The sequence below is a fragment of the Amycolatopsis sp. genome (assembly GCF_036008905.1).
In the GTDB taxonomy this organism is placed as follows: domain Bacteria; phylum Actinomycetota; class Actinomycetes; order Mycobacteriales; family Pseudonocardiaceae; genus Amycolatopsis.
Genome location: NZ_DASYMU010000052.1, coordinates 54086 through 77253 on the forward strand (window position 1 = coordinate 54086; position 23168 = coordinate 77253).

The 23168-nt window shown below is 66.8% G+C and carries 23 protein-coding genes and 1 riboswitch; of the genes, 9 read left to right on the forward strand and 14 right to left on the reverse strand.

Annotation, left to right across the window (positions count from 1 at the left end):
* Nucleotides 1-86: 86 nt before the first annotated feature.
* Together VGP60_RS10200 and VGP60_RS10205 are read left to right on the forward strand one after the other, a co-directional pair.
* Nucleotides 87-446 carry a DivIVA domain-containing protein gene (locus tag VGP60_RS10200; protein WP_327547666.1) on the forward strand — a complete coding sequence of 120 codons (360 nt, stop codon included), beginning with the start codon at nucleotides 87-89 and terminating at the stop codon, nucleotides 444-446.
* Nucleotides 446-781: a DivIVA domain-containing protein gene (locus VGP60_RS10205; protein ID WP_327547667.1), complete on the forward strand. Its 336-nt coding sequence runs from the start codon at nucleotides 446-448 to the stop codon at nucleotides 779-781. The genes VGP60_RS10200 and VGP60_RS10205 overlap by 1 nt, the downstream gene beginning before the upstream one ends.
* A 43-nt stretch (nucleotides 782-824) precedes the next feature.
* Here the strand turns inward: VGP60_RS10205 and VGP60_RS10210 are convergent, their stop codons facing one another.
* The 7 genes from VGP60_RS10210 to VGP60_RS10240 are packed head-to-tail and all read right to left on the reverse strand — an operon-like array spanning nucleotide 825 to nucleotide 7370.
* Nucleotides 825-1529, reverse strand: coding sequence for an endonuclease V (locus VGP60_RS10210; protein WP_327547668.1), 705 nt, complete (start codon nucleotides 1527-1529; stop codon nucleotides 825-827).
* 14 nt (nucleotides 1530-1543) lie between these two features.
* Nucleotides 1544-3232, reverse strand: coding sequence for a fatty acyl-AMP ligase (locus VGP60_RS10215; protein WP_327547669.1), 1689 nt, complete (start codon nucleotides 3230-3232; stop codon nucleotides 1544-1546).
* An 18-nt stretch (nucleotides 3233-3250) separates the two neighbouring features.
* Complete coding sequence (locus tag VGP60_RS10220) at nucleotides 3251-5023, reverse strand: ABC-F family ATP-binding cassette domain-containing protein (RefSeq protein WP_327547670.1); 1773 nt, start codon at nucleotides 5021-5023, stop codon at nucleotides 3251-3253.
* 3 nt (nucleotides 5024-5026) lie between these two features.
* Complete coding sequence (locus VGP60_RS10225; RefSeq protein WP_327547671.1) at nucleotides 5027-5434, reverse strand: ASCH domain-containing protein; 408 nt, start codon at nucleotides 5432-5434, stop codon at nucleotides 5027-5029.
* Nucleotides 5431-5832 (reverse strand): ASCH domain-containing protein, encoded by a 402-nt coding sequence (locus VGP60_RS10230; protein ID WP_327547672.1) that lies wholly within the window; start codon nucleotides 5830-5832, stop codon nucleotides 5431-5433. Before VGP60_RS10230 ends, VGP60_RS10225 begins: the two co-directional genes overlap by 4 nt.
* Complete coding sequence (locus tag VGP60_RS10235) at nucleotides 5832-6797, reverse strand: 4-(cytidine 5'-diphospho)-2-C-methyl-D-erythritol kinase (protein WP_327547673.1); 966 nt, start codon at nucleotides 6795-6797, stop codon at nucleotides 5832-5834. The genes VGP60_RS10230 and VGP60_RS10235 overlap by 1 nt, the downstream gene beginning before the upstream one ends.
* Nucleotides 6798-6806: 9 nt before the next feature.
* Nucleotides 6807-7370, reverse strand: coding sequence for a TetR/AcrR family transcriptional regulator (locus VGP60_RS10240; protein WP_327547674.1), 564 nt, complete (start codon nucleotides 7368-7370; stop codon nucleotides 6807-6809).
* A 157-nt stretch (nucleotides 7371-7527) separates the two neighbouring features.
* Here VGP60_RS10240 and VGP60_RS10245 point away from each other — a divergent pair, with 157 nt between their 5' ends.
* Nucleotides 7528-8934 carry an MFS transporter gene (locus VGP60_RS10245; RefSeq protein WP_327547675.1) on the forward strand — a complete coding sequence of 469 codons (1407 nt, stop codon included), beginning with the start codon at nucleotides 7528-7530 and terminating at the stop codon, nucleotides 8932-8934.
* Between the two features lie 276 nt (nucleotides 8935-9210).
* On the opposite strand, the gene VGP60_RS10250 is transcribed toward VGP60_RS10245, so the two are convergent.
* From VGP60_RS10250 to metG, 5 genes are all read right to left on the reverse strand, one after another.
* A complete protein-coding gene (locus VGP60_RS10250) occupies nucleotides 9211-10224 on the reverse strand; it encodes a methionine ABC transporter ATP-binding protein (protein WP_327547676.1) in 1014 nt (337 codons plus the stop codon).
* Nucleotides 10225-10429: 205 nt separating this feature from the next.
* A riboswitch (SAM riboswitch) is annotated at nucleotides 10430-10518 on the reverse strand.
* A gap of 115 nt (nucleotides 10519-10633) precedes the next feature.
* Nucleotides 10634-11485 (reverse strand): 16S rRNA (adenine(1518)-N(6)/adenine(1519)-N(6))-dimethyltransferase RsmA, encoded by an 852-nt coding sequence (gene rsmA / locus VGP60_RS10255; protein ID WP_327547677.1) that lies wholly within the window; start codon nucleotides 11483-11485, stop codon nucleotides 10634-10636.
* 144 nt (nucleotides 11486-11629) lie between these two features.
* Nucleotides 11630-13006, reverse strand: coding sequence for a transglycosylase family protein (locus tag VGP60_RS10260; RefSeq protein WP_327547678.1), 1377 nt, complete (start codon nucleotides 13004-13006; stop codon nucleotides 11630-11632).
* A gap of 406 nt (nucleotides 13007-13412) precedes the next feature.
* Nucleotides 13413-14237, reverse strand: coding sequence for a TatD family hydrolase (locus VGP60_RS10265; protein ID WP_327547679.1), 825 nt, complete (start codon nucleotides 14235-14237; stop codon nucleotides 13413-13415).
* 12 nt (nucleotides 14238-14249) lie between these two features.
* The gene (gene metG, locus VGP60_RS10270; RefSeq protein WP_327547680.1) at nucleotides 14250-16043 is read right to left on the reverse strand and encodes a methionine--tRNA ligase; all 1794 of its coding nucleotides are present in this window, start codon (nucleotides 16041-16043) and stop codon (nucleotides 14250-14252) included.
* A gap of 76 nt (nucleotides 16044-16119) precedes the next feature.
* On the opposite strand from metG, the gene VGP60_RS10275 reads away from it, so the two are divergent.
* The 5 genes from VGP60_RS10275 to VGP60_RS10295 all read left to right on the forward strand — a co-directional run bounded on the left by VGP60_RS10275 (nucleotide 16120) and on the right by VGP60_RS10295 (nucleotide 20614).
* Nucleotides 16120-16713, forward strand: a complete 594-nt coding sequence (locus tag VGP60_RS10275) for a PadR family transcriptional regulator (protein ID WP_327547681.1) — start codon at nucleotides 16120-16122, stop codon at nucleotides 16711-16713.
* Between the two features lie 92 nt (nucleotides 16714-16805).
* The gene (locus VGP60_RS10280; protein WP_327547682.1) at nucleotides 16806-17795 is read left to right on the forward strand and encodes an ATP-binding cassette domain-containing protein; all 990 of its coding nucleotides are present in this window, start codon (nucleotides 16806-16808) and stop codon (nucleotides 17793-17795) included.
* Nucleotides 17785-18552, forward strand: coding sequence for an ABC transporter permease (locus VGP60_RS10285; protein WP_327547683.1), 768 nt, complete (start codon nucleotides 17785-17787; stop codon nucleotides 18550-18552). Before VGP60_RS10280 ends, VGP60_RS10285 begins: the two co-directional genes overlap by 11 nt.
* A gap of 88 nt (nucleotides 18553-18640) precedes the next feature.
* On the forward strand, nucleotides 18641-19255 hold the full coding sequence (locus tag VGP60_RS10290; protein WP_327547684.1) for a glycoside hydrolase family 25 protein: 615 nt from the start codon (nucleotides 18641-18643) through the stop codon (nucleotides 19253-19255).
* 78 nt (nucleotides 19256-19333) lie between these two features.
* Nucleotides 19334-20614, forward strand: coding sequence for an aminodeoxychorismate synthase component I (locus tag VGP60_RS10295; RefSeq protein WP_327547685.1), 1281 nt, complete (start codon nucleotides 19334-19336; stop codon nucleotides 20612-20614).
* Between the two features lie 3 nt (nucleotides 20615-20617).
* On the opposite strand, the gene VGP60_RS10300 is transcribed toward VGP60_RS10295, so the two are convergent.
* A complete protein-coding gene (locus tag VGP60_RS10300; RefSeq protein WP_327547686.1) occupies nucleotides 20618-21574 on the reverse strand; it encodes an NADPH:quinone oxidoreductase family protein in 957 nt (318 codons plus the stop codon).
* 65 nt (nucleotides 21575-21639) lie between these two features.
* Between VGP60_RS10300 and VGP60_RS10305 the strand changes: the two genes are divergently transcribed.
* The gene (locus tag VGP60_RS10305) at nucleotides 21640-22239 is read left to right on the forward strand and encodes a QsdR family transcriptional regulator (protein WP_327547687.1); all 600 of its coding nucleotides are present in this window, start codon (nucleotides 21640-21642) and stop codon (nucleotides 22237-22239) included.
* On the opposite strand, the gene rsmI is transcribed toward VGP60_RS10305, so the two are convergent.
* Nucleotides 22236-23096 carry a 16S rRNA (cytidine(1402)-2'-O)-methyltransferase gene (gene rsmI / locus VGP60_RS10310; protein ID WP_327547688.1) on the reverse strand — a complete coding sequence of 287 codons (861 nt, stop codon included), beginning with the start codon at nucleotides 23094-23096 and terminating at the stop codon, nucleotides 22236-22238. The genes VGP60_RS10305 and rsmI overlap by 4 nt on opposite strands.
* Between the last annotated feature and the right edge of the window lie 72 nt (nucleotides 23097-23168).

A 23168-nucleotide genomic window follows, 5' to 3' on the forward strand; every position in this document is an offset into this window, starting at 1 on the left:
CGGGAGGAAAGACTTCCGGAAAGTCGTCCGAACCGTTATCCAGGAATGCGGAGTTCGTTATCCCCGCCGAATCTGGAGACACATTCATGTCGTTCACCACCGAAGATGTCGCAGGCGTCGAATTCGGTACTTCCCCCATCGGCAAGCGCGGCTACGCCAAAAGCGAGGTCGACGAGTTCGTCCGGCGGATCGCGAAGACCTTCGCCGACGAGGACGACCTGACCGCGGCCGAAGTCCACCACGTCATGTTCTCGAAGCCCCTGATCGGCAAGCGGGGCTACGACGAGCGCGAGGTCGACGAGTTCCTGGACGCTGTGGAAAGCGAGCTGGTCAACCGCACCGGCGTCCGTCTGCCCAGGCTGCCGGGCGCCCGCGACGAAGCTCAGGCGACCCAAGAGCGCGCCAAGCCTCAGGCGGCCGCCGCCGAGCATTTCCAGGACAAGTAATGGCCGTGAGCTCGATCGAAGCGCGAACCATCCAGTTCGACCGCGCTCCGATCGGCACCCGGGGTTACTACGAACCCGAGGTCGACGCCTTCGTCGACCGGGTGGCGGCGACCTTGGAAGGCGAGGACACCGTCACCGCCGAAGAGGTCCACGACGTGGCGTTCAGCAAAGCCCCGCTGAGCAAGCGCGGCTACGACCACTCAGCGGTCGACGCCTTCCTGCGGCTGGTCGAAGGCACGCTGGCCAGCAGCTCCACCTACCCCGGCGGATACATCGCGCCGGCGCTCGAGCACACGCACGCTCGCAAACCCCTGTGGCGTCGCGTGAGGGGCTGATCCGGCCCCAGCTTGTGGTCGGCAGATGCCGGTACCTGCTAGCTCAGGTATCGGCATTTGTCGACAAGGGCGTGTACCGTCTCAGCGCCTGCCGCGCGGCGTGGTCGGCCTGCCGCGTCGACTCCGGCAGCCGGAAGGACGGGCACAACGCCAGCACTTGGCGATTGGCGTGCTCCAGGCCGATGCGATGACCGACGGACACGAACACCGGGTTGACGTCGGTCTGAGTACGCAACACCGATCCCACGGTTTCGCCGTTTTCCGTCAACGGCGAAACCGAGCTCCTGGCCGCCGCCGGCTCTAGGTATTTTCCGGCGAAACCGGTTTTTCCCACGCCGATGCTCGGCAGCCCGGTCAGCACCCCGATATGACACGCCAGCCCGAATCGCCGCGGATGAGCGAGACCCTGGCCGTCACAAACCAGCAGGTCGGGAACCCTCGTCATCGACCGGAGCGCGTCCAGCAGCGGCGGTAGCTCGCGAAAGGCGAACAACCCGGGTGCGTAGGGAAACGACACTTCGGAGATGATCGTGCGTTCTTCGATCGTGGCGAAATTTTCGCTATCGATCGTCACCGCCGTCGCGGCGATGCGGTTCGTCGCCTTGTCGTAGGCGACATCCAGCCCAGTGACTGTTTCGACGACCTCGGGACAGCTGTCTTCGAGATCGACCAGGGAACGGAGGCGCAGCTGGATCTCGACAGCCGCGCTCTCCGTTGTCGGCCAATCGTGCAGTTCCGCTATGTCCACGACGGCGCCCGGGCTCAGCTGCTCGCGTTCTTGGAGATCTTGTCGGCGTACTGGGTCGCGGTGGCAGCCCGCTTGACCTTGCCCGACGGCGTCTTCGGCAGACTCCCGGCGGGGAGCACGACCACGGCGAACGGCCGCATGTCCACGGCGTCGCGCACCCGCGCGGCGACCTCTTTGGCGATAATGCGTTCGGCGTCGGCGTCGCCGGCGAGCTTCGACTCCAGCACGACAGCGAACCTTTCGCGACGACTACCGGCGTCGATACGAACGGCCACGGCGTTGCCGGCGCGCACTCCGTCGACGGAAGTCGCGGCGCGCTCGATGTCGGTCGGGTAGATGTTGCGGCCGCCCATGATGATGACGTCCTTCTGCCGCCCGCAGATGACGATCATGCCGTCGGTGAGGTACCCGAGGTCGCCGGTGGAGAGCCACCCTTCGGCGTCCTGGGTGGCGAGCGGGCCGTTCATCGTCAGGTAGCCCGGCGTCACGGCCTCACCGCGTAGCCGGATTTCGCCTACGTGGCGTTCGGCGAGCACGGTGCCCTTGTCATCGACGATTTCGGCTTCGAGTCCGTCGAGCGGTGGGCCCAGAATGGCGAAAGACCGCACGTCGTCGGTGCCGCGGCGTGGATCGTTTTCCGCCACGGGGATGGCCTCGTTGCCGGATTCGAGCGAATCCGCCTCGACGACGTCGAGTGTCAAACCGGTGAACAGCGGTGCGAAGGAAACGGCCAGTGTCGCTTCCGCCATGCCGTAGGCCGGGAAAACACACTCCGCCGGCATCTTGAATCGCGCGCCAGCCTCGGTGAACGTCGCCACCGCCGACTCGTCGACCGGTTCGGCACCGTTCAGCGCGATACGCAGTTTCGACAGGTCGTACGCGTTGTCGTCTTCGACCCGCGCCATCCGGCGGCCGACGATCGCGTAGGCGAAGTTCGGCGCCGCGGTGACGGTGCCGCCGTAGCGGCTGATCAACTCGGGCCAGATCAGCGGCCCGGTCAGGAACTCGACCGGTGTGATCTTGATCAGCTCGACGCCGAAGGTCATCGGCACGGTCAGGAAGCCGACCATTCCCATGTCGTGGAAAGTCGGCAGCCACGACACCATCACGTCCACGTCGAAGTCGAACTTGACGCCGTCGGCCATAGCCTTGATGTTGGAGTACAGGTTGCCGTGGGTGATCTGGACGGCCTTCGGGTCCGCTGTCGAACCACTGGTGAGCTGCAGCAGGGCGAGCGCGTCCTCGGCCACCGACACCGGCTCGCTGAGCGGCTCGGCGTCGAACAGTTCGCTGATCACCTTGAAGCCGATGCCGCGCTGCTCGAGCACGGGCGCCAGCTGATCGAACGGCTCACCCAGCAGGACCAGCTCGGAGCCGATCATGCCGAGGACCTTGACCGTGTCCTCGGCCCACTCGGCCAGGTCCGTGCGCTGCGTCGGCTGGTGCAGCATGGTGACGCTGCCACCGGCGAGCCACACGGCCTGCACGGTCGGCGCGATCAACGCGGGCGCACCGGCGAGCACGGCGACCGCGTTACCGGGCACCAGCCCGCCCTCGACCAGTCCACCGGCGACACGCAACGCCTGTTCGTGAACTTCCGCCCACGTCCGGCGAACCGGCTCTTTGGGCTCTCCGGTGACCATCCCCCGCTGCTGACCCCGCCCCGTCGCCGAAGCGACGAGCGTGTCCACGAACCGACTCATGGAAGTCAGCCTAACTGGTCACTCCGCGAGCTCTGACGTCTCCAGCCACCGCGCCTCGACGTCGTCCTTCTCCACCGCAACGGCTTTGAGGTCCGCGTTGAGGGTCATCAACTTCTGCGGCTCGGTGGCCGCGGCCGCGAGCGCGTCATGAAGCTTCTTTTCCTTGTCGTCGAGGGCCTTCAGCCGACGCTCCAGCTTGGAGAGCTCCTTGCTGGCGGCCCGGCGCTCGGCGGCGCTCACCTTGGCCGCGGAACTGGTGCCCGCGGTGCCGTTCTGCTGACGCTGGTTGCCGAGCTGGTGTCCCTGGCGGCGGGCGAGGTACTCCTCGATACCGCCGGGGAGATGGGTGATCTTGCCATCGCCGAACAGCGCGTACACGTGGTCGCAGACCCGCTCGACCAGGTACCGGTCGTGCGAGACGACCACCATCGTGCCCGGCCACGAGTCGAGGAGGTCCTCGAGCTGCTGCAGGGTGTCGATGTCCAGGTCGTTCGTCGGTTCGTCGAGCAGCAGGACGTTGGGCTCGGCCATCAGCAGCCGGATCAGCTGGAGCCGGCGACGTTCGCCACCGGAGAGGTCCTCGACCGGCGTCCACTGGCGCGCCGCCGGGAAACCGAGCTTCTCGGCGAGTTGCGAAGCGGAAAGCTCCTGCTTGCCGAGCTGGACGCGGCCCGCGATCTGCTCGACGGCTTCGAGCACCCGCAGCTGTCCCGGCAGGTCTTCGAGCTCCTGCGTGAGGTGCGCGAGCGCGACCGTCTTGCCCTGGATCCGCTTGCCCGAAACCATCGAGGTCTCGCCACCGAGTGCCTTGAGCAGCGTCGTCTTACCGGAGCCGTTCACCCCGACCAGGCCGAGCCTGTCGCCGGGACCGATGCGCCAGGTGACGTCGTCCAGCAGCGCCTTGTCGCCCGCGACCAGCGTGATGTCCTCGAGTTCGAGGACAGTCTTGCCCAGCCGGCGGCGCGCGAACGACATCAGCTCGACGGAGTCACGCGGCGGCGGGACGTCCGAGATCAATGCCTCGGCGGCCTCGATCCGGTAGCGCGGCTTGGAAGTGCGGGCCTTGGCGCCGCGTTGCAGCCACGCGAGTTCCTTGCGCGCCAGGTTCTGCCGCTTCTCCTCGACCGTCGCGGACAGCCGTGCGCGCTCAGCCCGGGCGTAGACCCAGTCGGCATAACCGCCTTCGTACTGCTCGACCTGCCCACCGACGACCTCCCAGGTCCGGCCGCAGACGGTGTCGAGGAACCAGCGATCGTGCGTCACGACCACGAGCGCCACGCTGCGGGCGAGCAGGTGATCGGCCAGCCAGCGCACACCTTCGATGTCCAGATGGTTGGTCGGCTCGTCGAGCACGATCAGATCGAGCTCACCGACGAGTGCCGCGGCCAGCGCGATCCGGCGGCGCTCACCACCGGAAAGGTTGGTGGTGGGGGAATCCAGCCCGAGCTCCAGCAGCCCCAGACCCTCCACAATGGACCGGACGCGAGCGTCCGCGGCCCATTCGTGCTCGGCGTCGAATCCTGAGAGCGCGGCCTCGCGGACCGTGCTTCCCGAAGGCAGTTCCGTGCGCTGCGTGACCACGGCCATGCGCAGGCCACCGACCTGGCTCACCCGCCCGGAATCCGGCTCCGCGATACCCGCGAGCACCTCGAGCAAGGTCGTCTTACCGCCACCGTTGAGGCCGACGACACCGATTCGTTCGTTTTCGCCCACGCCGAGCGATACACCGTCGAGCAGCGGCTTCACCCCGTAGGACTTGCTCACCGACTCCAAATTGACCAGGTTGACCATCGGCTAACTGAGCCTTTCCACTACATGAAACCGTTGCGCGACAACGATCGTGTCGTCATCCACGGTGAAACTCCGATCGCGCAACACTGCGCGCATCTTCTCGCTGAGCCAGAACTTCTCGTGCTCGGTCCGCCACTGCGCGAGCGTCTCGAATCCCTCGCCCTCGTCCACGGCATGCTTCAAGTCCACTTCGGACAGTCGAAGCCGCCGGACCTCGGTCGTTTCGATGACGGCCACGCCACGCTCGGCCGAATCGACGACCAGTTCGCGTTCGCCGACCTTCGGCAGCTCTTCGTGGTAGTGCTCGTACTCGGCGAGCAGCCCGCTCGTCGTCGTCTTCTCGCCGGCCAGGATCGCCACGACCAGCCTGTCCCGCAGCGGTCCAGGGAAAGCGAACTCCGCGAGCTTCACGATTTGCTCTCGACAAGCCGGAACCGCCACAAGACGACGATCGAATCGTCGGTGACAGCGAAGTCGGGATCACCGAGCTCTTCGCGGACTTCGGGACTGTTCCAGAACTTTTCGTGCTCGGCCCGCCATCTGGCGACAGTCTTGTAGTCCTCACCCTCGGCGATCGCATGCTCGACGTCCACTTCGGACACCGTCGCCAGCTTCACGTCGGTGACCTCGATGACCGCCACCCCACGCTCGGCGGAGTCGACCACGCTCAGGCGCTCGCCCACCTTCGGCAGTTCCTCGCCTTCGCAGTGCACGGCCAGTGCACTGGTCGACGTCTTGTCGCCGCGGAGGATCGAAGCCACCAGCGCGTCGCGAAGCGGCCCGGGAAAAGCGAACTCGGCGGTTTCCATCAGGCGTGCACCTGCGGCGGAACGGGCCGGGGCGCGTCGTCGCCGCCCCCGATACGCGCGCCGGGGACCGGGCCGTGCGCGACCCGGACGGTCCGGCAGACCCCGGCGCCGGAAAGTTCGGCCGCGACTTCCAGCGCGGACTGGCCATCGGTGCAGAGGAACGCGCAGGTCGGGCCCGAGCCGGAGACGATCCCGGCGAGCGCACCGGCGTTGACGCCCGCGCGCAGCGTGCGCCGCAGGCCCGGTCGCAGCGAAACGGAAGCCGCCTGCAGGTCGTTCCCGAGCAACAGGGCCAGCTGGCGGGGATCACCGGAGGCCAACGCCTCGACGACCGGAGTGTGCGAGCCGACGCGTGGCGGATTTCCGTCCACGCGCAACCTGTCGAGTTCACCGAAGACCCGCGGCGTGGACAAGCCCCGCTGGTCGAACGCGAGCACCCAGTGGAACTGGTGACGGGACAGCACCGGCACGAGTCGCTCACCGCGGCCGGTTCCGAGCGCGGTGCCGCCGTAAAGCGCGAACGGCACATCGCTGCCGAGCCGGGCGGCGATCTCGGCCAGCTCGTCGCGGCCGATGTCGAGCTTCCACAGCGACGCGAGCCCGACGAGCGTCGCGGCCGCGTCGGCGCTTCCGCCCGCCATGCCGCCGGCGACCGGAATGCCTTTGCGCAGCACCACACGGATCTTGTTCTCGGCTTCGGGCTTGCCGACGTGCGCGGCCAGCGCCTCGACGGCACGCCAAGCGAGGTTGTTGGGCCCGGTGGGCACCGTGCCTTCGCCTTCGCCATACACCTCGACACCTGGGTCGTCGGTGACGGCGACGGTCACTTCGTCGGACAGCGAGAGCGCCTGGAAGACCGTGATGAGCTCGTGGAAACCGTCGTCACGCAAGTCGCCCACCGACAGATGCAGATTGATCTTCGAGGGCACCTTGACGGTGACTGGTGGCGGAACGACGGCAAGCACCGGTCCAGCCTACGTGGCGGGTTCGGAGGGCCCCGAACGAGGAGAAGCGAGTTCGAGGGCGACCTCGAGCGCGACCTCACTGCTGGTCTCGGTGCCCGTTTCCTGAAGGAACATCGGGCTGTTCCCGACGAGGATCGCCACCAGCGCCAGCCGGGCGCGCAGCTGCGTCGCCGGGTCGTCCTCGTCGGAGCCGACCAGGTGGAACAGCGCCTTCATCTTGTCCGGGAAACCGCTGTGGACGTCGAGATCCTTCATCGCGTTCTGGTTGGACTGGATGAACGCCATCACCGGGCCGAACTGGCCGCTGACCAGGTCGGCGAAGCGTCGCAGGATGTCGGCGCGAGGCTGGCCCGGCCCCCAAGCGAGCAGCTCGTCGAGTGACTCGCTGAAATCGTCGGTCAGGCTACGGATGATGTCTTCCTTGGTGCGGAAGTGGTAGTACAGCGCGGCTTTCGTCACGTTAAGCCGCTCGGCGATCTCACGCAGCGAGGTCTTCTCGTACCCCTGGTCGATGAAGAGCTCCAGCGCGACCTGCTGGATCCGCTCGCGGGTGTCACTGCGCCGCCCGGCCATTTCCGTCCTTCCTGAGAGCACTTTCAAACTTACTTGACGGCCGACTAGTTACGGTTTACCTTACGGCTAGCCAGTTTGCTTGTCGGCCGACAAGCAATGGTTTCGGCCCGAGTTTACCCATCGCCGGGCATCACACACTTTCACCAGGGGATTTGTCATGTCTTCAGTCATCGAAGCACCAACCGGAGCCCGGAACAGATGGTGGGCGCTGGGGTGCTCGGACTGGCCCAGCTGCTGGTCATCGTCGACACCACCATCGTCAACATCGCCCTGCCCTCAGTGCAGGCCGACCTCGGCATGTCCGACGTCGCACGGCAGTGGACCATCACCGCGTACACGCTGGCCTACGGCGGTTTGCTGCTGCTCTGCGGCCGCTTGGCCGACCGGGTTCGGCCGGAAGAACACCCTGCTCATCGGCATCGCGTGTTTCGCGCTGGCGTCCGCGGTGGGCGGTGCCGCGACCGGCACCGGAATGCTGATCGCCGCCCGCGCGGCGCAAGGTGTCTTCGCGGCGTTGCTCGCACCATCGACGGTATCCCTGCTGACGCTGACCTTCACCGAACCCCGCGAACGCGCGAAGGCGTTCGGCATCTTAAGCGCGATCATGACGGCCGGTGGGGCTGTTGGACTCGTGCTCGGCGGAGTGCTCACCGAATACCTGGACTGGCGCTGGTGCCTGTTCGTCAACCTGCCGATCGCGGTCGTCGCCGGAGTCGCCGGTTGGTTCGTGCTGCCGAACGTGCCCGGACACCACGAAGCGAAGATCGACTGGTTCAGCGGGCTCATCGGCAGCGCCGGGATCGTTTCGCTGGTTTACGGACTCTCGGAAGCCGCGAGCCGTGGCTGGGATTCGCTACCGGTACTGGGTTTCCTCGGTCTCGCGGTGGTACTGCTGGCGACTTTCGCCCTACGACAGGCAAAAGTACCGAATCCACTGCTGCCACTGAGCGTGCTCAAGGACCGCGATCGCACGGGCGCCTATTTTTCGATCGGCGCCGCGTCGTTCGGAATGTTCGGCATGTTCCTGTTCTTGACCTACCAGCTACAGGCGATCATGCATTACGGCGCGCTGGCGACCGGGCTGGCCTTCCTGCCGATCCTGGCCGGGAACCTGCTTTTCGCCACGCAGATCTCTCCGCGACTGCTTCCTCGAACCGGACCGCGGCCGTTGCTCGTGATCGGACTGCTTCTGCTGGCCTCTGGATTGGCTGTGCTCACCCAGCTGACGCCGGACGCGTCTTACGCCGGGCTGATCCTGCCCGCTGAAGTGCTGCTCGGCATGGGCGCTGGGCTGTCGATGCCTACGGTGATGAACCTCGCGACCGGCCGGATAGAACCACGTGACACCGGTGCGGCTTCGGCGTTCATCACGACGTCACAGCAGGTGGGAGCGTCGATCGGGACGGCGTCGCTCAACACCATCGCCGCCAGTGCGACGGCGTCAGCGGCCGGAATCGGCGCGACGGCCGCGACTGTTCACGGTTATGCCGCCGCTGGCGGCTGGGCGGCTGGGTTCGTCGCGGTGGCAGCGGTTGGCGTGGGGGTGTTGGTGCGACGCCGCTAGTCGCGGCGAAGGGCCGCTTCCGCTGGAAAAGGAAGCGGCCCTTCGTCGCGATTTTTCGGCAAAAGCAGCCAGACGACCGTCGCGCTTTTTCGACTACGGCTGCCGTCGCTGTCTTCCGGCAACGGGCTTCCGTAGCTGTTTTTGATCTACGGCCGCCGTCGCTGTTTACCGCCTACGGTCGTCGTCGCGACTTTTTGACTACGGTTGTCGTGGCGGTTTTCTGGCTACCGTCACCGTAGCGATCTTTTGGCTACGGCGGTCGTAGCGATTTTTCGGCTACGCGGCGGCGATGCCCTGCGGGCCGCGGGCGGTGTGGGTGATGTGGCCACCACGCTCGGCGATCCAGGCGAGCGCGGCGTCCGACTGCATGCCACGCAGGCCCAGCCGGAAACGTGCGACCGGAGTGTCGCCGACGCGCGTCACGCCACCACCGATGGTGGCGACCTCGACCTCGAAGCGGCTGGCGGCCTCCGGCAGCAGCGCGCCGATCGAAGCGAAACCGATCAGCACGATGTCGACGGACCGCTCGTAGCGCGCGGACTGCGACCGGGTGGTCTCGATCGCGGGCAGCAACGTCTGGGCGGTCCGCGTCGACGGGTCGGCGACCAGGTCCAGGACCTTGCCCCGTTCGACGAGACTGCCGCCTTCGAGCACGGCGACGTCGTCGCAGATGCGGCGGACGACGGCGGCGTCGGGCGTGGTCAGCAGCACTGTCACGCCCAGCTCGGCGCGAGCGCGGTCGAGCACGGCCAGCACAGCACCGGCTTCTTCCGGCTGGACACCGGCCGTCGGGTCATCGGCGAGGAGAACCGCGGGACCGGCGGCGAGAGCCCTGGCCAGAGCGACGCGGCGACGCTGGCCGACGGTGAGTTCACCCGGCCTGCCACCGGCGCGGGAGGTCAGGCCGACCAAGTCGAGCAGGTTGCCGACGCGGGCGCGGCGCTGCGGGCCGTCCAGGCCGAGCTGCTCGAGCGGCGCGGCGATGTTCCCGGCCACTGTGCGCTCGAGGTGAAGCTCGGGCTTGGCCTCGAGAATGCCCACCTGCCTTCGAACCTCACGAAGACGTCTTCCGTCGAGGGTGCCGGTGTTGAGTCCGTCGAGGCGGACGACCCCGCGGTCCGGACGCTCCTGCAGGCCGATGCACCGGGCGAGCGTCGACTTGCCCGAACCGGTGGGACCCACGACGCCGAACAGGGAGCCGGCATCGATGTCGATGCTCACGTCCCGCAGTGCCATGACCGGATTTCCGTTGGCGGAAAAGGACTTGCTCAGGTTTTCGACAGTGATCACGAATGCTCCAAAAATGGGGCGCAGCTCCATCAGGGCGCGCCGGGCCGTCACCGATTAGCCGTCCAAATTGGACGGAGCGGTTGAAAACGGGGTTAGGGAGTAAGACTCAGGCTGAAGCGTCGGAGCGTCGACATGCACACACGGTGCGGCGACCCTGATCGACGACGCGGCGCCTGGTCAGCATTCGCGAGACGTACACAGCATTCCTCCATCGGTCCTGGCGGTAGCACCTGCCCACGGGGGTGGTTGCTGCGACTTCGGCGAGCCAGGTCTCTCAGTCGCTCGGGATGGCACTATGAGTAAAACCGATCCCACTGGGTGAAAGCAAGCCCGTTGGCGCAGATCACACGTCTGATGGAGTCCAGATAACGAGAACGGACGTTCACATGGCAGGACCTGACGAGCCGGATCAGGCAGGCTGCCCGGCGGCTACCGCTATCCGGACGAAGTCCTTCACGTCCAGCTGCTCACCCCGGGTCTTCGGGTCGATCCCGGCGGCGACGAGCAGTTCGCCCGCGCGTTCGGCCGAACCGGCCCAGGTCGCCAGCGCGGCGCGCAAGGTTTTGCGTCGCTGGGAAAAAGCGGCGTCCACCACGGCGAACAGTGTTTTGCGGTCCACAGTGGACAATTGCTCGCCGCGCTCGAACGACACCAGCGCGGAGTCGACGTTGGGCACCGGCCAGAACACCGCGCGCGGCACCGCCGCGACCTTGCGCGCCCGCCCGTACCAGGCGAGCTTCACACTCGGGACGCCGTAAATCCGGCTGCCGGGCCCCGCGGCCATCCGGTCGGCGACCTCGGTCTGGACCATCACGAGACCCCGCACCAAGCTCGGCAGTTCGGCGAGCAGAGTCAGCACGACCGGGACGGCGACGTTGTACGGCAGGTTGGCGACCATCGTCGTGGGGGCGAACTCGAAGTCCGCCGCCCGCACCCGCAACGCGTCCGCGGTCACGACGGTCAGCCGCTCCGCGAACTCCGGCGCACGCTCGGCGACCGTGATCGGCAGCCGGGTGGCGAGCTTCGGATCGATCTCGACCGCGACCACCCTGGCACCCGTGGCGAGCAGTCCGAGAGTCAACGAACCGAGCCCGGGCCCGACCTCGAGCACGACGTCGTCCGGACCGACACCGGCCAGGTCGACGATGCGGCGCACGGTGTTGGGGTCGTGGACGAAGTTCTGGCCGAGTTTCTTCGTCGGCCGGACGTCCAGCTCGGCGGCCAGCCCGCGAATCTCGGCAGGCCCGAGCAGTTGAGTCACCCGCCCAGACTAGTTGCGCCGCGAAGCGGCTCCGTTGAGGGTGGCGGTGGAAGAGGGGCTGGCCCCCTAGTTGCCGAGATCCGGAACGACTGAAGGGACCTTTCGTACGAATACGAAAGGTCCCTTCAGGGAAAACTTGAGGTGTTAGCCCATCTTGCCGCAGTGCGGCCAGGCGCCGTAGCCGCCGCGGTCGTCGACGACCTTCTGGCCGATGGCGATCTGCTGCTCGCGAGTGGCCTGGCTCGGCAGGGCCGCGTACTGCGAGCCGCCGTAGGCGTTCCAGGTCTGCTTGTCGAACTGGAGGCCACCGTAGTAGCCGTTGCCGGTGTTGATCGCCCAGTTGCCGCCGGACTCGCACTTGGCGATGGCGTCCCACTTGGCGGCGCCACTGACCGGAGGGGCCGCGACGACCTTGGTGCCGACCTTGATGATCTTCGGCTTGGCCTCGGTGAGGACCTCCGAAGACATCTCCTCGCGGCCGGTTTCCTTGTCGTTCTTCTTCGTGACCCGGTAGGTCACCATCTTCTCGCCGGCCGTGCCCGGGTCCTCGACCACGGTCTTGCCCTTTTCGAGCGTCGCGTCGTCGACCTTCTGCTCGGTCGGGGCGATGGCTTCCTTCTGCTTGACGACCGTGACCCCGGTGCGCGCGATGTGCACCTCGGCGCCATCGGTGAGCTTCAGGGCGAGGCCGCCCTCGGCCTTGTCGTCGGGGCCGAGCGTCATGCTCAGCTCGCCGAGGAACTCCTGCGTCGTCACCGCGGTGGTGGTCAACTGACGGGGGTCGTTGCCACCGTCGTAAAGCGTGATGTTCTTGAGGGTCTTGACGTGCACCGTGGCGCCCTCGAGGGGCAGCGCGCCGGTTTCGGGCATCGACGTCCAGGCGCCCTGCTTCATCAGGTCGGCGAGGCCGAGCTGGTGCAGTGCGTCACCGAAGTTCGTCGCACGGACCCAGGACTCGCGCTCGGCGCCGTCCACGACGAGGTTGAGCTGACGGCCCCGCTCGAGGTGGATGACCCCGCCATCGCCGACCTCAGCCTGCGGGGAGGGCGAAAGCGCGTCGTGCGCGCCGACCGAGAGGCCGGCGTCTTCGAGGACTTCGCCGACGGTGCCGCCGTAGCTGTGCACCGTCTGCTGCTGACCGTCGACGTCGACGGTCACGCTCTTGTTCATCGCCAGCGCGGCGGCGCCACCACCGCTGAGGGTGATGAGGACCGCCAGCACGGCGCCCTTGAGGAACCGCTTCTTCCAAGTCTTGGTGGCGGCGATCAGCGGGTCCTGGACTTCCGCCAGCTGCGTGCCGTCCTTGCCGACCCTGTCGGCGGCGAGCTCGTCGGGGATGAACACCGGCGGGAGCATCGTCGTCTCGGCGTTGATCAGCCGGATCAGCTCGTCGACGTCCACGTTCGCTTCGAGCATCATCTCGTCGGCGTCGGGGCCGAGCACCGCGAGCACGTCCTGGTGCGTCACGCGGGGATCCTCGGAGAAGGCCATGTCGCCATCGGCGTCTGGCCAGTCCAGCATCGCCACCGAGCCACGGGCAGGCGTCGAGGGGGCGAAAATGTTCGTAGGAGCGTCGAGACGCGCACCTACGCGTCTATGGCTACCAGTCACAGTGGTCGATCCCTTTCAAGAGGTCGTTGCCTTCATGCCCGGCGCACCTTCTGGTGCGCGCCGAGTCAGCCGGCTCCCACAGTCAGCGCCATCCCAGCGGCTCCAGGTCTGAAACCCCTGGTGCTGCGCCCCGACGCGCACTGACGTGACTGAGGGCGTGTCGCTCGACAACTACAAGTCGTAGCAATCGACCGGCACGATCACGGGACAGTAACGAACACTGGCGGGTTGCGCAAACACCCCCCGGAGTGTCGTGACTTCTGTCACTCATCTGAGTGGACGCATTGACACCCCTAATGTCGCAATGCGTCGAACCCTAAGTAACAGTGGGCAATCGAAAGATTCGGTCGGCATTATTTCTGGCCGCTTCCGCGATCTCGTGGACACCCACGCCACGCAGGGCGGCGAGGTAACGGACGGTGTAGGCGGCGCAGTACGGCTCGTTCGGCTGCCCACGGAACGGGTGGGGGGTCAGAAACGGCGCGTCCGTCTCCACGAGGAACTGCTCCGACGGCACCAGCCGAGCCGCTTCACGCAGCGCGGCGGCGTTCTTGAACGTCACCGGCCCCGCGAAGGAGAGCACGTAGCCGGCGTCCACACACCGTTTGGCGATGGCCGCGTCACCGGAGAAGCAGTGGAAGACCACGTCGTCCGGCGCGCCCTCCTCCTCCAGAAGGCGCAAGACGTCCTCGTGCGCGTCCCGATCGTGGATCATCAGCGCCTTGCCGAGCCGCTTGGCGAGGTCGATATGCCAGCGGAACGCCTCCTGCTGGACGTCGTGCGGCGAGTAGTCCCAGTAGTAGTCGAGACCGGTCTCGCCGACGGCGACGACCCGCGGCGCCGACGCGAGCCGCTCCACTTCGGACTTCTCGGCGTCGCCGAAGTCCTTGGTACGGGTGGGATGCAGGGCGACGGCCCCGAAGACACGACCATCCCAAGTGGACGCCTCGACGACCCACCTGGCGGACGGCAGGTCGTCGGCGACCGTCACCACCCTGGCGACACCGGCGAGCTCAGCCCGGTCGACCATCTCCTTGACGTCCGCGGCCGTGACCGCGCCACAGGCGTCGAGATGGGTGTGCGAGTCGACCACCGACACCGGCAGCCGATCGGGAATCGGTGGTCGCTCGCGCTCTTTCATTTCACCACCGTCTCACTTGACGATCGGTGCCCACTCCGGGCCCGTCTCACCGAGCTCGGGATCGAGCTTGGCGAACAACGGGCTCGGCTTCTGCAACGGACGGCCGACCTCGATCGGCACGGACTTCCACTTGGCCTGTTCGGTCGTGTAATCCCCGGTGAGGATCGGGTTGATCCGGCCCGGGATGTCGAGGTCCTCGACGTCGCGAAGCTCCGGCTGCGCGGCCCAGATGCCCGTGCCACCCAACGCCTCGTGCACCTTCTGCGCCGAATGCGGCAGGAACGGCGTCAGCAGCGTGTTGGCGTCCGAGACGACCTGCAGGGCGGTGTGCAGCACAGTGTCCCGGCGGGCCGGATCGTCCTTGAGCTTCCACGGCTCCTGATCGGACAGGTACCGGTTCGCCGCGGTGACCACGCGCATCGCCTCACTCGACGCCAGCTTGAAGCGTGAGCGCGCCAAGTGCGCACCGGCGGTGTCGAAGGCCTTGAGCGACAGCGCCTTCAGGTCCTCGTCGGCCTGCGTCGGCGATTCCGGCCGCGGGATGGCGCCGACGTTCTTGTGCGCCATCGAGATCGACCGGTTGACCAGGTTGCCCCACTCGTTGGCGAGCTCCGAGTTGGTCCGGCGGATGAACTCGTCCCAGGTGAAGTCGGTGTCCTGCGTCTCCGGACCGGCCGACGCGATGAAGTACCGCAGCGTGTCGGGGCCGAAATCGCGCAGGAAGTCCTCGACGTAGATGACCGTGCCGCGCGAGGTCGAGAACTTCGAGCCGCTCATGGTGAGGAACTCACTGGAGACGATCTCGTCCGGCAGCCCGAGCTTTCCGTACTTACCGACTTCGCCGCCGTGGTCGCCCTCGCCGTTGTGCCCGAGGAGCAGCGCCGGCCAGATCTGGGCGTGGAAGGTGATGTTGTCCTTGCCCATGAAGTAATAGGACCGGGCTTCGGGATTGGTCCACCACTCCTGCCACGCGTCCGGGTTGCCCGAGCGCCGCGCCCACTCGATGCTCGCCGAGAAGTAGCCGATCACCGCGTCGAACCAGACGTAGAACCGCTTCATCGACTGGTCGCGCCAGACGTCGAGCGGGATCTTGACGCCCCAGTCGAGGTCACGCGTGATCGGCCGGGGGCGCATGTCGTTGACGAGGTTCTTGGTGAAGTTGAGGACGTTCGGCCGCCAGTCGGTCTTCGTCCCCAGCCACTTGGCGAGCGAGTTCGAGAACGCGGGCAGGTCGAGGAAGAGATGCTCGGTCTCGATGAACTTCGGCGTCTCGCCGTTGATCTTCGACTTCGGGTTGATCAGCTCCGCGGCGTCGAGCTGGTTGCCGCAGTTGTCGCACTGGTCGCCACGCGCGCCGTCGTAACCGCAGATCGGGCAGGTGCCCTCGATGTAGCGGTCGGGCAGGGTCCGGCCGGTCGACGGGCTCACCGCGCCCTTGGTCGTCCTCGGCACGATGTAGCCGTTGCGGTTCATCGCGAGGAACAACTGCTGGGTGACCTCGGCGTGGTTGCCGGTGGTGGTCCTGGTGAACAGGTCGTAGGTCAGGCCGAGACCGCGGAGGTCCTCGCCGATCTGACGGGTGTACTTGTCGACGGCCTGCTGCGGGGTGAGGCCTTCCTTCTCGGCCTGGACCTGGATCGGCGTGCCGTGTTCGTCCGTGCCGGACACCATGAGCACACGGTTGCCGGCCATTCGCTGGTAGCGCGAGAAGACATCCGACGGGACGCCGAATCCGGATACATGGCCGATATGGCGGGGGCCGTTGGCGTAAGGCCACGCCACCGCTGTCAACACAGGGGTGCTCATGCCTATTTAGCCTACGGATCGTGTCTCGTGCATTGTTACCTAGGGACTGTGAAGAGAACGCTGCGGAGGGATACGGGTGTCGGCGACGCGGCTGTTGGTGCTCGGTGTCGTGCGGATGTACGGCAAGGCGCACGGCTACCAGGTGCGCCGCGAACTGCTGTCCTGGTCGGCCGACAAGTGGGCCAACGTGCAGCCGGGTTCGATCTATCACGCGCTGAAGAAGATGAGCGCCGAGAAGCTGCTGGACCAGGTCGACGTCGAGCCGGGTGACTCCGGTCCGGACCGGGTCGCCTACCGGCTCACCCCCGAGGGCGACGCCGAGTTCGAGCTGCTGCTGACCAAGTCGCTGTCGTCCCCCAGCATCACCGGTTTCGAGATGTCCGCCGCCATCACGTTGATGACGGCGTTGCCGCGGCAGCGGGTCATCGACCTGCTGCAGCACCACCGCGTCAACCTCGAAGGTGACCACCGCAGCACAGCGCTGCTGCTCGAGCAGGGCGCGCAGCATGGCAAGCCTCCTCATGTCACGGCGTTGTACCGCCTCTGGGAGAAGCACATCGAAGCGAGTTCGGCGTGGGTGCAGGACCTGATCGAGCGGCTCGAAGCCGGCGAGTACGTGATGGCCGACGACCCGGAACGCGCGTTCGGCGAGCCGGGCCCTGCCCAGTAATCAAGTTTGACTAGCGGATGCTTCTTGCGGCACAGTGACGCCCGACACCTAGTCAAGTTTGACTAGGTGTCGGTTACGCGAGAGGGGTTCTCATGATCAGGGCACGCGGCCTGACGCGGCGGTTTTCCGCCCGCGGCCGCACGATCGACGCCGTCAAGGGCGTGGACATCGACGTCGGGGCCGGTGAGCTCGTCGGCTTCCTCGGGCCGAACGGCGCGGGCAAGACCACCACACTCCGCATGCTGACCACACTGCTTCGCCCGACCTCCGGCGAAGCGACCGTGGGCGGCTGCGACCTGCTGAAGGACCCACTGGGGGTGCGCAAGCGGATCGGCTACGTCGCCCAAGGTGGCGGCACCGCGCCGGAATGCAAGGTGACCGAAGAGATCGACCTGCAGGGCAGGCTCTACGGGCTCTCCAAAGCGGAGGCGCACCAACGCGGTCTCGTGCTGACCGAACAGCTCGACCTGACCGGTCTCGGCGAGCGGCTCACGAAGACGCTGTCCGGCGGCCAGCGCCGGCGGCTGGACGTCGCGCTCGGGCTCATCCACGACCCGAAGCTGATCTTCCTCGACGAACCCAGCACCGGGCTCGACCCGCAGAGCCGGGCGAACCTGTGGGAGCACATCCGGCGCCTGCACGCCGACCACGGCGTCACGGTTTTCCTGACGACGCACTACCTGGACGAGGCCGACGCGCTCTGCGACCGGATCCTCGTGATCGACAACGGCGAGATCGTCGCGGAAGGCAGTCCCGACTCACTGAAGGCACGCGTCTCCGGCGACGGCGTCAAGATCGGCGTCCCGGCGGAATCGGTGTCGGCCGCGGCCGAGATCGCCGCCAAACTGGCCGGCGCGCACGAGCTCACGACCGTCGAGAACGCCGTCCAGTTCCGCGTCCCGCGTGGTGACACGGCGATGCCCGAACTCCTGCGCGCACTCGACACCGCCGGCATCCCCATGCGGTCGATGCAGGTGACCCGGCCGACCCTCGACGACGTGTTCCTGACCATGACCGGCCGGACTCTGCGCGACGCCGAGCAGGCCACGCCGGCAGCCGAGGAGAGCTCCCATGTTGCGTGACACTTGGTTGATCTTCCGCCGGGATATGGCGCTGTCGCTGCGGAATCCCGCCTGGATCATGATCGGGCTGATGCAGCCGCTGCTGTATCTGTTCCTGTTCGGCCCGATGTTCGCGAAGGTCGCGGAGAGCACTCCCGGCTTCCCGCCCGGCGACGGGTGGATGCTGCTGACCCCGGCGCTCATCGTCCAGCTCGCGTTGTTCGGCAGCTCGTTCGCCGGATTCGGGTTGCTGGCCGACTATCGCGCCGGTGTCGTCGAACGGCTGCGGGTGACGCCAGTGAGCCGCGTCGCACTTCTGCTGGGGAAAGTGTTCGCCAACGCGCTGCAAACTGTCGCTCAGTCGATTCTGATTATCGTTATGGCTTATTTCCTGTTCGACATCGACCCGCCGTTCGGCGGAATCGTACTGACCATGATTATCGTCGCGCTGCTGTCGGTCACGCTGGCTTCGTGCTCGTACGCACTGGCTTTGACGATCAAGAGCGAGGAAGCATTCCCGGCGATTTTGAACGCCGTTCTACTGCCGTTGCTGCTGCTTTCCGGGATTCTGCTGCCGATCACCACCGGCCTCGCGCCGCAATGGCTGTACAACATCGCGCGGTTCAATCCGTTCCGCTACGTGGTCGACGCGAGCCGGTCCGGCTTCCTCGGCGACTTCACCATGGACGCGCTGTTCACCGGCTGTGTCGTGCTCGCCGCCATGACCGCGCTCGCCGTGTGGTGGGGAGCGCGGACCTTCCAACGCGAAAACGCCTGAGACACGCAGCGGTAAAGGGTGCCTTACGGGCTGTGATGGCACGTAAGGTGGCCTTTCACTGCATGCTGGGGAGCACCAAAGGCGGAATATGACGGAACCGGAAAGCGAGCACGGTATAAATCTGTCTCATCGCGAGATCGTCGAGGACTGGAATGCCGTCCGCCGCAGCAATGTGCGCTTCGCCTCCGTCACCATCACCGAGAACACGAACTGGAGTGACCTGAGCGCCGAGCGAACTTTGCAGCACGCCCAGGAAGCGGGACTTCACACCGGAGCGCGCCACTTCGCGCGCCCCGGTGCCGCACATGACCAGGCGGAGCACTTCGTCCGGAACGCCAAGAAACTCGGCGCGTTCTCGCCCGGCTCACTGGCTCCGACCCTCGAAGTCAGTGCCACCAGTGTCGATGACAAGTTCATCAAAGCCTGGATCAAAGCGATGCGGAGCGCGGCCCGCGTAAAACGCGTCATGGTCTACGCGGACTACGACTGCTGGCAGCACCGGCTGCACCCGGACAAGTGGGCGGACACCGACGTCACGCTGTGGCTGGTGCGCCACAACGGCATCCCCGGCAGGCCCGGCTGGTTCCACACGCGGCTCGGGGTGCACCAGCACGGCAACAACGCGACGGTGCCCGGAGTCCGCGGGCCGATCGCGCAGGACGCCGTCGTCTACCCGTTCACGCTGGCGGATCTGCTGATCTGATCGTGCCCGGTGTTGGGTCGATCACCGCCGGCTCGGGGATGTTTGGTCCTGAACCGGACTCCTGCACACAATGACGCCATGCGGTTGGTGCGCAAGGCGCTCGGAACGAACAGGACACCCGATTCGGTGCTGCTGTCGCTCCACACGCGCGCCCGTGAACAGGGACTGGCGCCGCCCGCGGCGTTGACGGGGAACTGGTTTTCCTCGCGGGCCGTGCTCGCACCGACGCTCGACGCGCAGCCCGTGGCCGACGCTTTCGCCGTACTCGCCAAGCAACCGCGGGTGCGCGACGTCGTGCCAGGAGCTGTCGGCGGCGGCTGGTTCGGATATCTGTCGTACGACCTGACGGATCCCTCCGGGCGCGCGGCGACATTGCCCCGAGCGGCGTGGGGCTGGGCGGATCATGTTCTGCGACTGGACGAGCACGGAACCTGGTGGTTCGAAGCGCTGGCACCGGACGGCGCGTCGGACCGGTTCGCCGCGTTCGCCGTCGAGTTCGACGAACTGCTGCGCACGGAGCCGGCGCTTTCGACGTGGACGGCCGCCAGCCTGGACCGCCCTATGCCGGCGGAATACCGGGACGCGGTGAAGGCTTGCGTGCACGCGATCGAAGCGGGCGAACTGTTCCAGGCGAATATCTGCACCCGCTTCACGGGCCGCTTCGACGGCGAGCCGAGCTCGCTGTTCGCCGAAGGTGTGCGCCGGATGCGACCGCGGAAGGCGGCGTTCCTCGCGGGCGAATGGGGCGCGATCGTGTCGATGTCGCCCGAGCTTTTTCTTTCCCGCCAAGGTGATCTTGTGCGGTCCACGCCCATCAAGGGCACTCTGCCCCGGCGGAGCGCGGCCGACGACCACCTCGCCCGGCGGCTGCGCGAGTCGGAAAAGGACGTCGCGGAGAACGTGATGATCACCGATCTGGTGCGCAACGACCTCAGCCGGGTTTGCGAAGTCGGCAGCGTCCGGGTGCCGGAGCTCCTGCGGGTCCGGGAAGCGCCGGGCGTCTGGCATCTCGAGTCCACAGTGGAGGGACGACTATCGCCGAATTTCGACGACACCGACCTGCTGCTCGCGACGTTCCCGCCCGGCTCGGTGACCGGGGCGCCGAAGATCCGTGCACTCGACCTGATCGCCGAACTGGAGCCTGTCGCGCGCGGCGTCTACACCGGTGCGATCGGCTTGGCCTCGCCGATCGCCGGGCTCGAACTGAGTGTCGCCATTCGCACGCTGGAGATCAGCGACGGCATGGTGTCGCTCGGAGTCGGCGGCGGGATCACCGCCGACTCCGACAGCGGCGCCGAGTGGCAGGAATGCCTCCACAAGGCCGCCCCCCTGGAGAACCTTCTCGCCACTCCGCCGTAAGTCCTACTTCGACGGGTCGAGCAGCAGTTTGCCCACGGTGCCGCGCGAACGCAGCGCCTCGTGGGCCGCGCGCGCCTCGGCGAGGCCGTACTCGCCACCGGCGACCGCCCGGATCTTTCCGGCGAGAGCCAGCTCGAACAGCTCGTTCATCCCCTTGCCGAAGACGTTGCCCGGCAGTGTGAACGCATGCGGCAGCCACATTCCGGCGATGGTGGTGCTGTGGCCGAGGAGGTTGCGCAGCTCCGCCGGCTTCGGCTGCTCCCGGCTGGCCATGCCGTAGAAGCCGAGCCTGCCGAACGGCGCCAGCGCGGCGATGCTCTGATCCGTGATCGCGCCACCGGTCATGTCGAGCACGATGTTCACCCGCTTGCCGCCGTTGGCTTCACGCAGCGCGGCGGTCATGTCCTCGGAACGCGAATCGATCGCGATGTCCGCGCCCAGCTCCAAGGCGAGTTCACGCTTGGTCTCGTTGCTGGCGGTGGCGATGACCCGGCCGGCGCCCCAGGCCTTGGCGAGCTGGACGGCGAGCGTGCCGACCCCGCCCGCGGCCGCGTGCACGACAACCGACTCGCCGGACTCGAGGTGGCAGCTTTTGCGCAAAAGCAGCCACGCCGTCATGCCTTGGACGATAAACGACAACGCGGTCAGGTCGTCGACACCGTCGGGCACGTCGAAGGTCGTGGCGAGATTCGCGACAGCGCGCTCCGCGTAACCACCGCCGTCGAGCAACGCGACGACCCGCTTGCCCTCGGGCGTGCGGCCGACGACCTCACCGCCGGGGACCAGCGGGAGCTTGCTCGGCGCGAGGTAGGAGTTCTCGGCCTGGTGGGTGTCGGCGTAGTTGACGCCGACCCGGTCGACCTCGATGAGCACCTGGCCGGGACCGGGCTCGGGGTCGGGCAGCTCGACGAGGTTGAGGACCTCTGGTCCACCGAACTCGGTCACCTGTACAGCGCGCATCTGCAGCCTTCCGTCCTGGGATGAGACATTCTCTCATATGTCTCATCGGCGAGACAGCCCATGATATGTTTCGCCCCATCGAAACCGAACTCACCCGCCTGCTCCGTGCCGACCGCACAGAGCGGCCGGACGCCCTGCACGCCTTTCGTGTCGCCCGTCGCTGGTTTCTCGACGGCCGCCGCGTCGATGTCGGCGAACTCGCGACCGAACTCGAAATCAGCCGGGCGACGCTGTTCCGGTGGGTCGGAAACCGCGACCAGTTGCTCGGCGAGATCCTCTGGTCGATGACCGAGGACGTGTTCAACGCCCGGTCTCGGTCGGCGCAGGGCACCGGCGCCGAGAGGATCGCGGACGTCGTAGGCGAATTCGTGCGAACAGTGAACGACGCCCCGGCCTTTCGCGCGTTCCTGCTCCGCGAGCCGGAACGCGCGTTGCGGATTCTCACCACGAAGGCCAGCGTGATCCAGGGCCGCACGATGTCGAAACTCGAAGAGCTGCTCAACGCCGAGATCGAGGCGGGCGAGCTCAGCCCGCCGCTCCCGGTCCCCGATCTGGCTTACCTGATCGTCCGCATCGCCGAATCGTTCATCTACACCGACGTCATCACCGGTGGCGATCCCGACGCCACGAAAGCTCGCGCCGCGATCGCCACACTCTTGAGCTAGTTGCGGCGAGACAGCAACACGGCGTCGTATAGCTCTTTTTTGGAAACACCGGCGGCCCCGGCGACTTCGGCGGCGGCGGACTTCAGTCGCTCACCTGCGGAAACCCGCTCCTTCACCTCGTCGACCAGCTCCGACACACTGATTCCACGCGGCTCCGCCCCGGCGAGCACAACCGAAATTTCGCCACGAACGCCCTCCGCGGCCCACTCGGCGAGCTCGGACAACGGCCCGCGCCGGATCTCTTCGTAGGTTTTGGTCAATTCTCGGCAAACCGCCGCGCGCCTGTCGCCACCGAGCACCTTCACGGCGTCTTCCAGCGTGCTCGCCAGCCGATGTGGTGACTCGAAAAACACCACGGTCCGCGGCTCGTTCACCAGCTCACCCAGCCACTTCGCCCGCTCACCGGACTTCCGTGGCGCGAATCCGTCAAAACAGAACCGGTCACACGGCAGGCCGGACAGCGCGAGCGCCGTCGTCACCGCGGACGGCCCAGGCAGGCATGTCACCGGCAGGTCTTCTTCGACACAAGCCGCGACCAGCCGGAACCCCGGGTCCGACACACTCGGCATCCCCGCGTCGGTGACGAGCAAAACCGTCAAACCGTCACGAATCGATTCGAGCAGTTTGGGCAAACGCGCTGTTTCCACGTCCTCGTAGAAAGAGACGATTTTGCCGGTCGGCTTCACGTTCAGCGAGCCGGCGAGGGTGAGGAATCGCCGCGTGTCCTCCGCGGCGATGACATCGGCCGTCGAGATGGCGCTGACGAGTCGCGCCGAGGCGTCTCCGACATCGCCCAACGGCGTGGCCGCCAGTACAAGGCGGCCATTCTTCGGCGAATGACCGTCTCCCGAGCTCATCGCGCCAGCCTAGGTCGTGTCCGGAAAGTCTGGTCGATGGGCTCCGTGATCCAGGTGGTTCCTGGCGGTACG